Here is an 11,092-nt window from a genome sequence, read left to right as displayed (position 1 = left end):
ATTTTCTAAGTTAAGCGTTTGCAGATGAGGTAGCTGCCCTATCTCTGCAGGAAGAGTGGTGAGCTGGTTATTGTTTAAGTGAAGCCATTGCAGCTGAAAAAGTTGTCCTATCTCTGCTGGGAGGAAAGTAAGTTGGTTATTTTCTAAGTTAAGCGTTTGCAGATGAGGTAGCTGCCCTATCTCTGCTGGAAGGAAAGTAAGTTGGTTATTTTCTAAGTTAAGCGTTTGCAGATGAGGTAGCTGCCCTATCTCTGGGGATAAAGAAGTCAAGCCGATTTCCGTTAAATCCAAGCTCGTAATATCTTTGCCGTGCCTTTCAATCCAATCTCTAAAAAGCTCTCCTTTTTTTTCTAAAGGCAAATACTTGATTTCTTCTTGGTTTAAGTATTCTTCTCCCTCCGGGATTTTTTTCCAAATTAAAAGGCGGTTAATATTTACAAAATATAAGGAATAATTAGAAAAGGTAAAATATCTTTTTTCTGCGGTTTTCCATTGAAATTCTAATTCTACTGGAGAAAGAGATTTACCTAAACTAAAGATTCGCTTAAATATTGCATTGACTTTTTCTATCTCAGGAAGCTCAGCTTCTAGCTTATAAAGCTTATCTAAAATAAGGGCTTGCTCGCTAACATCTCCTTGAGGAACATGCATCTTACCTATTTGCTTATAAAGAGAAGGCATGACTTCAGTAGCTAGCAGATGGCGCCATCTAGTACAAACTCTAAGTAAGGCAGGCGTGGGACAATACTCCAAAATCGAGGTGAGTACCTCATTAGGTAGGTTTTCAATAGTGAAAGAAGAGCTAGGATTCATTGCATGACCTTTTTTAATTATTGATATTTTCAGTTGTTTTTTTAGGACATTATATACATGAACTATCCAAAACGTAAAAAGAATTTTAGAGGCAAATTCTTAGCCTTTAAACTTAAAGATAGAGGGCTATAAAAAGCTTTTGGAAATTCTTCGTCTTCTTTAGCAGGGAAGATACAATTTCAAATGTGAATGTGTCTGAAGGGGCCCGGAGGTTTATCTATTTTCTTAAAGCCTTCTAACTAAGCATACCGACTAAGCATACCGATTCGTTCCTATAACACATTAGGTGATGAAGAAACAAACTTTTTCAGCTACAGGCAAAAACGCTGCTTTATTTCATCGGGTATGCTTTGCAGCGGATTTCCTTTCACCTGAAAAATTTTCAGAGTAGGTAGTTGCCCTATCTCTACAGGAAGGGAGTTAAGCTGGTTCTCGCTTAAGAAAAGATCTTGCAGCTGCAATAGCTGCCCTATTTTTTCAGGAAGACGGGTAAGCTGGTTGCTGCTTAAGATAAGCGTCTGCAGCTGCGATAACTGCCCTACCTCTACAGGAAGAGCAGTAAGCTGGTTGCTGCTTAAGCCAAGCCTTTGCAGCTGTCCCAGCTGCCCTATCTCTGCAGGAAGAATGGTAAGCTGATTGTTATTTAAGTAAAGCATTTGCAACTGCGATAATTGCCCTATCTCTGCAGGAAGAATGGTAAGCTGATTGTCATCTAAGTAAAGCCATTGCAGCTGAGACAGCTGTCCTATCTCTGCGGGAAGGCATGTGAGCTGGTTACCGTCTAGGTAAAGCTCTTGCAGCTGAGACAGTTGTCCTATCTCTATAGAAAGGGAAATAAGCTGGTTGTTGTTTAAGAAAAGGTTTCGCAGCTGAGACAGCTGCCTTATCTCTGCAGGAAGGGTGACAATCTGGTTGTTGCTTAAATAAAGCGCTTCAAGCTTAGAAAGCCCTCCTATTTCTGCAAGAAGAGAGGTAAGTTGGTTACTATTTAAGTAAAGGTATTGCAGCTGAGAAAGTTGCCCTATCTCTGCTGGAAGTGAGGTGAGCTGGTTATTTCTTACATTAAGCGTTTTCAGCTGCAAAAGCTGTCCTATCTCTGGAAGAAGGACGGTAAGCTGGTTGCTGTTTAAGCCAAGCCATTGCAACTGCGATAGCTGTCCTATCTCTGGAGGAAGGCTTGCTAGCTGGTTGTTATTTAAGTAAAGCCATAGCAGACGAGAAAGATTCCTTATTTCTGCAGGAAGAGAGGTAAGCTGGTTATTGTTTAAGTCAAGGTGCTCCAGCTGAGAAAGTTGCCCTATATCGGTAGGAAGAGAAGCAAGCTGGTTGCTATTTAATTTAAGGGTTTGCAGCTGCGATAGCTGCCCTATCTCCGCAGGAAGGGTGGTGAGCTGGTTGCCGCTTAAGTCAAGCCATTCCAGCTGAAAAAGTTGTCCTATCTCTGCAGGTAAGAAGGTCAAGCCGACTCCTGTTATCTCTAGCCTCGTAATATCTTTGCCATGCCTTTCAATCCACTCTCTAAACAGCTCTCCTTTTTTTTCTAATGGCAAATACTTGATTTCTTCTTGGTCTAAGTGTTCCTTTCCACCAGGGATTTTATTCCAAATTAAAAGGCGATTAATATTTACAAAATATGAGGAATAATTGGACAGGGTAAAATATTGCTTTTCCCCGGTTATCCATTTAAATTCTAATTTTAAAGGAGAAAGAGAGCTAGCTAGAGCAAAGGTTTGCTTAAAGATTGCTTTGACTTTTTCTACCTCAGGAAGCTCAGATTCTAGCTTATAAAGCTTATCTAAAATAATGGCTTGCTCGCTAACATCTCCTTGAGGAACATGCGTTTTACCTATTTGCTTATAAAGAGAAGGCATGACTTCAGTAGCTAGCAGATGACGCCATCTAGTACAAACTCTAAGTAAGGCAGGCGTAGGACAATACTCCAAAATCGAGGTGAGTACCTCATTAGGTAAATGCTCAATGCTGATAGAAGAGCTAGGATTCATTATATGTCCTTCTTTAAATTATTCATATTTTCAGCCGTTTTTTAGGACATTATATACATGAACAATCTAAAATGTACAAAAAAATTTTAGAGACAAATTCTTAGACTTTAAACTTAAAAATAGAGGGCTATAAAAAGCTTTTGGAAATTCTTCCTCTTCTTTAGCAGGAAAGATACAATTTCAGATATGGATGTCTCTGAATGCGCCCAGAAGTTTATCTATATTCTTAAAAGCTTCTAAGGATATCCATTAGTTTCTTTAACCTATTGGATGATGAAGGAACAAACTTTTTCAGCTAAAAGCGCAGACGCTGCTTTAGCTCATCTGGATGCTTTACAACGGATTCTCATTCAGTAAAGCCTACTTAGAGCAAGTAGATTTTCTATCTCTGCAGGAAGGGTGGTTAATTGATTATTTTCTAAGTTAAGCCGTTGAAGCGCATTCAGCTGCCCTAGCTCTGCAGGAAGGCAAGTAAGCTGGTTGTTATTTAAGTCAAGGTCTTGCAGCTGAGAGAGCTGCCCTATTTCTGCAGGAAGGGAGTTAAGCTGGTTGCTGCTTAAGCCAAGCCTTCGCAGCTGAGAGAGCTGCCCTATTTCCGCTGGAAGGCAAGTAAGCTGGTTGTTATTTAAGTAAAGAATTTGCAACTGCGATAATTGCCCTAGCTCTGCAGGGAGGGTGGTAAGCTGATTGTCGTCTAAATAAAGCCATTGCAGCTGAGATAGTTGTCCTATCTCTGCGGGAAGATATGTGAGCTGGTTACCGTCCAAGTAAAGCTCTTGCAGCTGAAACAGTTGTCCTATCTTTATAGGAAGGGAGATAAGCTGGTTGTGATTTAAGTAAAGCATTTGCAGCTGAGATAGCTGCCCTATTTCTGCGGGAAGGCATGTGAGCTGGTTGTTATGTAAGTGCAACCATTGCAGCTTAGCCAACTGCCCTATCTCTGCAGGAAGAGAAGCAAGCTGGTTGCGATTTAAGTAAAGCATTTGCAGCTGAGATAGCTGCCCTATTTTTACAGGAAGGAAGTTAAGCTGGTTGTCGTCTAGATCAAGCATTTGCAGCTGAGATAGGTGCTCTATCTTTATGGGAACAGACGTAAGCTGATTGTCGTTTACTTTAAGTTCTTGCAAATGAGATAGCTGCTCTATCTCTGGAGGTAAAAAGGTCAAGCCAATTTCTGTTAAATTTAAGCTCGTAATATCTTTGCTATGCCTTTCAATCCAATCTCTAAAAAGCCCTCCTTTTTTTTCTAAAGGCAAATACTTGATTTCTTCTTGGTCTAAGTATTCCTTTCCACCAGATATTTTGTTCCAAATTAAGAGGCGATTAATATTTATAAGATATGAGGAATAATTAGACAGGGTAAAATATTTTTTTTCTTCGGTCTCCGATTTAAATTCTAAGGGAGAAAGAGTACTAGCTAAAGTAAAGATTTGTTTAAAGATTGCTTTGACTTTTTCTACCTCAGGAAGCTCAGCTTCTAGCTTATAAAGCTTATCTAAAATAATGGCTTGCTCGCTAATATCTCCTTGAGGAACATGCGTTTTACCTATTTGCTTATAAAGAGAAGGCATGACTTCAGTAGCTAGCAGATGACGCCATCTAATACAAACTCTAAGTAAGGCAGGCCTAGGGCAATACTCCAAAATAGAGGTGAGCACTTCATTAGGTAAATGCTTCATGCTGATAGAAGAGCTATAATTCATTACGTGACCTTCTTTTAATTATTCATATTTTCAGCCGTTTTTTAGGACATTCTATACATGAACAATCCAAAACGTACCAGAAAATTTTAGAGACAAATTCTTAGCCATTAAACTTAAAAATAAAGCACTATAAAAAGCTTTTGAAAATTCTTTCCCCCTCTTTTATCAGGCGTTAATGTTTCTTGATGATCCAGGAGGTTTATCTATATCCTTAAAACCTTTTGAACATACCCATTCGTTCCTTTAACATATTAGGTGATGAAGATACAAACTTTCCAGCTACAGCCGAAAATGCTGCTTTATCTCATCTGATATGCTTCGCAGCGGATTTTCCTTTAAATTAAGATTTAACCTTTCAGGTAGCTGCCCTATCTCTGCAGGAAGAGTGGTGAGCTGGTTGTTGCTTAAGTCAAGCCATTTCAGCTGAAATAGTTGTCCTACCTCTGCTGGAAGGCAGGCAAGCTGGTTGTTATTTAAGTTAAGCATTTGCAACTGCGATAATTGCCCTATCTTTGCAGGAAGGGTGATAAGCTGGTTGTTGTTTAAGTTAAGGTATTGCAGCTGAGAAAGCTGTCCTATTTCTACGGGAAGGAAAGTAAGTTGGTTATTGTTTAAGTTAAGGTATTGCAGCTGAGAAAACTGTCCTATTTCTAAGGGAAAGGCAGTAAGTTGGTTATTTTCTAAGCCAAGCGTTTGCAGCTGAGGTAACTGCCTTATCTCTGCCTGAAGGGAGGTTAGCCGGTTGCTGTTTAAGTAAAGCCATTGCAGCTGAGACAGCTGCCCTATCTCTGCTGGAAGAGCGGTAAGTTGATTGCCGTCTAAGTAAAGGTATCGCAGCTGAGAAAGCTGCCCTATCTCTACAGGAAGAGTGGTAAGTTGGTTGCCGTCTAAGTAAAGGTATCGCAGCTGAGAAAGCTGCCCTATCTCCGGAGGTAAAAAGGTCAAGCCAGCTCCTTTCAAGTTTAACCTCGTAATATCTTTGCCATATCTTCCAATCCAATCTCTAAAAAGCTTTCTTTTTTTTGCTAAAGGTAAATGCTTGATTTCTTCTTGGTTTAAGTATTCCTTGCCACCAGGAATTTCTTTCCACATTAAGTGGTGATTAATATTTATAAGATAAGAGGAGTAGTTAGCCAAAGTAAGATATCTCTTTTCCGTAGGTTTATCTTTAAATTCTAAAGCAAAAAAAGAGCTAGTTACAGTAAGGATTTGCTTAAAAATTATATTTACCTTTTTTCCTTTAAGTTCTATAGGAGAAAGAGAGTTAGCTAAAGTAAAGGTTTGCTTAAAGATTACATTGACCTTTGCTACTTCAGAAAGTCCACTTTCTAGCTTATAAAGCTTATCTAAAACATGAGCTTGTCCCGTAATATTTCCTTGAGGAAAATGCATTTTACCTATTTGCTTATAAAGAGAGGGCATGACTTCAGTAACTAGCAGGTGACGCCATCTTGTGCACACGCTAGATAAGGAAGGGCTAGCGCAAGCCTTTAAAATAGGGACTAGTATCTTACTAGGTAGATGTTCAATAGTGATGGAAAAGCTAAAATTCATTGCATGACCTTATGTAAAAAAAATTTAGAGACAAATTCTTAGCCCTTAAACTTAAAGATAGAGGGCTATAAAAAGCTTTTGGAAATTCTTCCCTTCTTTTATCGTAACAGTTCAGATACCCTCTTTTTATTCAGGAGTGTTTGAATGAAATAGAAGTTAGGTAAGGGCTTCTGGCAAGCCAGCCTATCAATCGATGGCTAACAAACGAGGGCTCCCTCGGATGGCATCTGCCAATGCATCCCAGACATTCCAACCCTGTTTACGTGCGGTAGAAATATAGCTGCGGATGCGGCAAAAAATCCGCCCTCCTTTAGGCTTACGAAAACAACCGGATATCTTTTGCTTTAGCTTAACCATACGTATATCTTGTTCGCCTTGGTTGTTGGTAAAGGGCACGGCAAAGTCATACATGAAACGCAGCACACATTCTCGCTTTTCTTATAGATGGTCTAGGAGGTTTTTACCCTCCCGTTGCTTTGCTTACCTCTTCTACCTTTAGACGAAGGAGGTAAGCTTAAATGATAGGTAAGCACATCAGTAATCCTTTGTGTGTAGGCCTGCTCGATATGCTGTAAAACCTTTGAAGGCTAAAGCCCCTTGCTCTACATGTTTTTCTACTTCTTGCTTGGCAAAAATCAGGAACTACTTCATCTGTTTGGCCCACTCTTCCTGCTTTTCCTCGTGCATAAATGTCAATTTTCGCCAGTGATGAGCGTTGCATAATCCATGCAGCATTTGCTTATAAGAAAAGTAAGGAAACCAATGGTCATGGATGGCTATTCCTTTAAAATGTGGTAAAATGTTTGCCTCATCCATGGCTTGTTGCCCACGTTTAGCATGTAGGGTGTAAAGAGTAGCCCTTGGTGAAGAAGCTACATGCACCCAAGCTAGTTTTTTCTCACAGCGGATGCCTGTCTCATCAAAGTGCAACACTTGGGTGGCTAGCAAGTGTGCTTTTAGAGTGTTTTCAAAGGCTTCAAGTTTCTTAAAAAACTTTTCATCGCTAGTTACACAAGTGCCAGGTGAAATAGCCACATCATAAACATCCTTAAAAATGTTGAGCAGTAAAATAAGCTGCCAAGGCTTGAACTCTCTTGCCATATTGTACAGGTCCTTTAACATGTTCAGGAAATGCTGCTCTGCTATTTTTTCCACAATAAGGGCATTTTTTCTCCTCCACACGATGTTCTGTTACTTGAACTTTAGAGGGAGGGATTTCAAAAACCTGGCGTCTTTCTACGCAATCACCCTGGATGTGGCTAAGGCTTGCCTGGCATGTGTGACACTTTGTAGATGGATGAATCACCAAGAAATCGGGTTTTTCCACCTGAAGAAGGCCTTTTCCCACATGTCCTTGTTGAGCGCCTGGCTTTTTGCCTGATGGGCGACGTTGGCTTTTTGGCATCCGCTTCAAGCCATCACTGCTAGGAGGTTTGCTGCTATTAGAACTGTTCTTTGTAAGTTGATCTTCTAAGCTATTAATACGATCTTGCAGCTGTTGAATCTGAGCTTGTTGCTGTTGGATATGAGCTTGTTACTGTTCGATGATCTTTTCAAGATAGCGAATATAAGTGCGAATGGAAGCTGGAAGAGCATCAAATTCTTTACCAGAAATAGATGGTAGGGCGTGTGGGCTATCATCTGTATTCATGTCTATACAATAGCACATCCAGCATGCTAAAAGGAATCAATATTATATGGATGGCCATTTCGTTGAAATGAACAGGCATTGGTTGGGGGTATCTGAACTGTTACCTTTTATCAAATGTTAATGTCTCTTGCTAATCAGAGAGGTTCATTTTTATCCTTAAAGCTTTTTGAAAGCAGCCCCCTTTGCCTTTTAACACATGAGGTGAAGAGGAATTAAACTTTTTCAGCTATAAGCGAAAACGCTGCTTTATTTCATCTGGAATGCTTTCCAGCGGATTCTCCTTTAAATTAATATCCAAATGTTCTGGTAACTGCTCTAGCTCCGCAGGAAGAGTGGTAAGTCGGTTGTTGCTTAAGCTAAGCCTTTGCAATTGCGATAACTGCCCTATCTCTGCGGGAAGAGTGGTAAGCTGATTTTTTTGTATGAAAAGATATTGTAGCTGAGAAAGCTGCCCTATCTCTGCAGGAAGGGAGGTTAGCGGGTTATTGTTTAAGTAAAGGTATTGCAGCAGAGACAGCTGCCCTATCTCCGCGGGAAGGGAACTAAGCTGGCTATCATTTAAATGGAGCACTTCCAGCTGCGATAGCTGCCCTATCTCTGCAGGTAAAAAGGTCAAACCAATTTCTGTTAAATTTAAGCTCGTAATAACTTTGCCATGCCTTTCAATCCAATCTCTAAAAAGCTCTCCTTTTTTTGCTAAAGGCAAATACTTGATTTCTTCTTGGTCTAAGTATTCTTTCCCACCAGGAATTTCTTTCCAAATTAAGAGGCGATTAATATTTACAAGATAAGAGGAGTAGTTAGCCAGGGTAAGATATCTTTTTTCCTCGGTTTTCCATTTAAATTCTAATTCTAACGGAGAGAGAGAACTAGCTAAAGTAAAGATTTGCTTAAAGATTGCATTGACTTTTGCTATTTCAGGAAGTCCACTTTCTAGCTTATAAATCCTATCTAAAATAAAAGCCTGCTCGCTAACATTCCCTTGAGGAACATGCATCTTACCTATTTGCTTATAAAGAGAAGGCATGACTTCAGTAGCTAGCAGATGACGCCATCTAGTACAAACTCTAAGTAAGGCAGGCGTAGGACAATACTCCAAAATCGAGGAGAGTACCTCATTAGGTAAATGCTCAATGCTGATAGAAGAGTTAGGATTCATTATATGTCCTTCTTTTAATTATTCATATTTTCAGCCGTTTTTTAGGACATTATATACATGAACAATCCAAAATGTACAAAAAGATTTTAGAAACAAATTCTTAGACTTTAAACTTAAAAATAGAGGGCTATAAAAAGCTTTTGGAAATTCTTCGCCTTCTTTTATCAGACGTTAATGTTTTTTGATGATCTAAGAAGTTATCATATCCTTAAAGTCTTCTAAACATGCCGCTTCTTTTCTTTAGCCTATTAGATGAAGTAGAAGCAAACTTTTTAACGACAGGTGAAAACTTTGCTTTATTTTACTTGGAATGCTTAGCAGCGGATTTCCGCCCCCATTAAGAGGCAGATAATCGTGCACCTGACTTATCTTCTTAGGAAGATTAGTAGGCTGGTTATCGTTTGAGCCAAGCGTTTGCAGCTGCTATACTTCAGAAAGAAAGGTTAAGCTATAATTATTTAAATTCTATTTTTCTGTGAATATATGTATAATCAATTGGCATGGTATATTCACTCAATTTAAGAAAAAAAGCTTTGAATTTTATAGAGAATGGCGGCTCAATAGCCACAGCTAGTGTGGTGTTTGGCGTAGCAGCTCGCACGTTAACAAACTGGATTAAGCGGAAAAAACAAGGTAATCTAGCTCCTAAAAAAAGACGGCAGAGCCCCACTAAAATAGATAGTGAAAAGCTAAAACTATGTATAAAACAAACTCCCGATGCATACCTTAGGGAAATAGCTGAGGAATTCGGAGTGACAACAGCTGCAGTTTTTTATGCCTGTAAAAGACTGAAAATCACTTTAAAAAAAATACACCCTTCTATAAGGAAAGAGATGAGGATAAGCGAGAGGAATGTAGACAAAAGCTAGAAAATATTTCGGAAGAAAATAGAATTTACATAGATGAAAGCGGGATGAATGCCTACTTACAGCGCCAGCATGCAAGATCACCTCTAGGAGAAAAGATTTATGGTGCTCTAGCAGGTCGTTCATTTGCTACAGAAAGCTTTATAGCAGCTAAATGGAAGTCCTAGATGGTAGCTCCTTTTTGTTATACAAGTACCTGTAATTGTCTTTTATTTAACTTCTGGCTAGAAAAAACATTGATACCCGAACTTAAAGCGGGGCAAGTTCTAATTAGGGATAAGGCTACCTTCCATAAATTGCGAACCACTCATGAGCCTATCAAAAAGGCAGGGTGTGAGATTTTATTTTTGTCGCCTTATTCTCCAGATTTAAACCCTATTGAAACCTTTTGGGCTAATTTTAAGAAGATCGTGGCATCAAACTTCAGTAAGTTTTTACTCTTGCTCAAACCATTGATTATACGCTTTCAAGCTACTTCTTATGTAATCCCGTACTTTATAAAATTCCTCTCATTAAGTAGAGAGGTAACTTTCAGAGGGTTAGGTATGCAGACTTAGTTTTTTTAAAGCGTATTACTCTTTCTCAAGTATATGTCGATGATAAAAATATAAAATTTAAATCAATATAGGTGGCTTACTAAGTAAAGCCTTTGCAGTTGCGATAGCTGCCTTATCTCATGAGGATAAAGAAATTAACCTAACTTCTCTTAAATCTTACCTCCTAATATTTTTGCCATGCCTTTCACTCCATTCGCTGAAAGGCTTTCTTCTTATTTTAAAGGCAGATACTTGATTTCTTTTTGTGACTAAATAGTACTACCTCGTTAAGTGCCTTTCTGATATTAATGTAGGTAAGGTTTATTAATTGAGGAGAGAATAATGGATCTAGAGCAACTAAATTCCATTCGCGAACAACTTAATGAATGGATTAATGTTTTTAAAGCCAACTTAGGAAGATCGGAAAGAGTCCACTGGTGCAGATTATACATTTCAGGACTAATATTAGATGGAGAAAGAAAATCTATCGAACCCATGGCAAAAAGACTTCCTGGAGGAAATGAACAAGCCATTCAACAATTTGTCAATCAAAGCCCTTGGGACCATGCAGCAATGCAACAGCAATTGGCAAAGCATATGGCTCAAAGCATGAGGGTTAAAAAAGAGTACTTGTTCTAGACGACACTTCTATACCCAAAAAGGGAAAGTTTTCGGTAGGGGTAGCCAGGCAGTATTGTGGAGCTTTAGGAAAAATTGCTAATTGTCAATCAATCGTGACATAGCATTACTGAGAAAAAGGTAAAGAGCATTTTCCTATCCTAGGTGAATTATTCCTTCCCCAATCTT

At 39.0% G+C, this 11,092-nt stretch carries 12 protein-coding genes; 4 read left to right on the top strand and 8 right to left on the bottom strand.

Annotated elements, in window-relative coordinates; genetic code table 11:
* The 8 genes from DB41_RS10635 to DB41_RS03710 all read right to left on the bottom strand — a co-directional run.
* Positions 1–813: leucine-rich repeat domain-containing protein (locus DB41_RS10635; RefSeq protein ID WP_193365242.1), on the bottom strand; the 813-nt coding region annotated here is incomplete at its 3' end.
* A gap of 311 nt (positions 814–1,124) precedes the next feature.
* Entirely contained in the window at positions 1,125–2,816 is a 1,692-nt protein-coding gene (locus tag DB41_RS03740) for a leucine-rich repeat domain-containing protein (protein WP_052243870.1), read from the bottom strand.
* A gap of 350 nt (positions 2,817–3,166) precedes the next feature.
* Positions 3,167–4,519 (bottom strand): leucine-rich repeat domain-containing protein, encoded by a 1,353-nt coding sequence (locus tag DB41_RS03735; protein WP_052243869.1) that lies wholly within the window; start codon positions 4,517–4,519, stop codon positions 3,167–3,169.
* A 279-nt stretch (positions 4,520–4,798) separates the two neighbouring features.
* Positions 4,799–6,073 carry a leucine-rich repeat domain-containing protein gene (locus DB41_RS12095; RefSeq protein WP_052243868.1) on the bottom strand — a complete coding sequence of 425 codons (1,275 nt, stop codon included), beginning with the start codon at positions 6,071–6,073 and terminating at the stop codon, positions 4,799–4,801.
* 186 nt (positions 6,074–6,259) lie between these two features.
* A complete protein-coding gene (locus DB41_RS03725) occupies positions 6,260–6,496 on the bottom strand; it encodes a transposase (protein WP_155117569.1) in 237 nt (78 codons plus the stop codon).
* 219 nt (positions 6,497–6,715) lie between these two features.
* The gene (locus DB41_RS03720) at positions 6,716–7,108 is read right to left on the bottom strand and encodes a transposase (protein ID WP_162180910.1); all 393 of its coding nucleotides are present in this window, start codon (positions 7,106–7,108) and stop codon (positions 6,716–6,718) included.
* A gap of 13 nt (positions 7,109–7,121) precedes the next feature.
* The gene (locus DB41_RS03715; RefSeq protein WP_255350908.1) at positions 7,122–7,598 is read right to left on the bottom strand and encodes a DUF6444 domain-containing protein; all 477 of its coding nucleotides are present in this window, start codon (positions 7,596–7,598) and stop codon (positions 7,122–7,124) included.
* Positions 7,599–7,950: 352 nt separating this feature from the next.
* Positions 7,951–8,883: a leucine-rich repeat domain-containing protein gene (locus DB41_RS03710; RefSeq protein WP_052243867.1), complete on the bottom strand. Its 933-nt coding sequence runs from the start codon at positions 8,881–8,883 to the stop codon at positions 7,951–7,953.
* Positions 8,884–9,383: 500 nt separating this feature from the next.
* On the opposite strand from DB41_RS03710, the gene DB41_RS03705 reads away from it, so the two are divergent.
* The 4 genes from DB41_RS03705 (at position 9,384) to DB41_RS12820 (ending at position 11,028) form a co-directional block, all read left to right on the top strand.
* Positions 9,384–9,752 (top strand): IS630 transposase-related protein, encoded by a 369-nt coding sequence (locus DB41_RS03705; RefSeq protein WP_039384457.1) that lies wholly within the window; start codon positions 9,384–9,386, stop codon positions 9,750–9,752.
* A 164-nt stretch (positions 9,753–9,916) separates the two neighbouring features.
* Positions 9,917–10,306: a transposase gene (locus tag DB41_RS12825; RefSeq protein ID WP_052243865.1), complete on the top strand. Its 390-nt coding sequence runs from the start codon at positions 9,917–9,919 to the stop codon at positions 10,304–10,306.
* A 321-nt stretch (positions 10,307–10,627) separates the two neighbouring features.
* Positions 10,628–10,924 carry a transposase gene (locus DB41_RS03695; RefSeq protein ID WP_052243864.1) on the top strand — a complete coding sequence of 99 codons (297 nt, stop codon included), beginning with the start codon at positions 10,628–10,630 and terminating at the stop codon, positions 10,922–10,924.
* Positions 10,925–10,935: 11 nt separating this feature from the next.
* The gene (locus tag DB41_RS12820; RefSeq protein ID WP_080502388.1) at positions 10,936–11,028 is read left to right on the top strand and encodes a transposase; all 93 of its coding nucleotides are present in this window, start codon (positions 10,936–10,938) and stop codon (positions 11,026–11,028) included.
* Positions 11,029–11,092 lie beyond the last annotated feature (64 nt).

Origin of the sequence: Neochlamydia sp. TUME1 (assembly GCF_000813645.1) — a bacterium.
Classification (GTDB): Bacteria; Chlamydiota; Chlamydiia; order Chlamydiales; family Parachlamydiaceae; genus Neochlamydia.
This window is presented reverse-complemented; position numbering and strand designations above follow the sequence as displayed.

What these genes read in the sequence shown, in the direction of transcription:
- DB41_RS03740 (WP_052243870.1), bottom strand. Translation starts at nt 2,816, where the DNA reads ATGAATCCTAGCTCTTCTATCAGCATTGAGCATTTACCTAATGAGGTA.
- DB41_RS03735 (WP_052243869.1), bottom strand. Translation starts at nt 4,519, where the DNA reads ATGAATTATAGCTCTTCTATCAGCATGAAGCATTTACCTAATGAAGTG.
- DB41_RS12095 (WP_052243868.1), bottom strand. Translation starts at nt 6,073, where the DNA reads ATGAATTTTAGCTTTTCCATCACTATTGAACATCTACCTAGTAAGATA.
- DB41_RS03710 (WP_052243867.1), bottom strand. Translation starts at nt 8,883, where the DNA reads ATGAATCCTAACTCTTCTATCAGCATTGAGCATTTACCTAATGAGGTA.
- DB41_RS03705 (WP_039384457.1), top strand. Translation starts at nt 9,384, where the DNA reads ATGGTATATTCACTCAATTTAAGAAAAAAAGCTTTGAATTTTATAGAG.
- DB41_RS12825 (WP_052243865.1), top strand. Translation starts at nt 9,917, where the DNA reads ATGGTAGCTCCTTTTTGTTATACAAGTACCTGTAATTGTCTTTTATTT.
- DB41_RS03695 (WP_052243864.1), top strand. Translation starts at nt 10,628, where the DNA reads ATGGATCTAGAGCAACTAAATTCCATTCGCGAACAACTTAATGAATGG.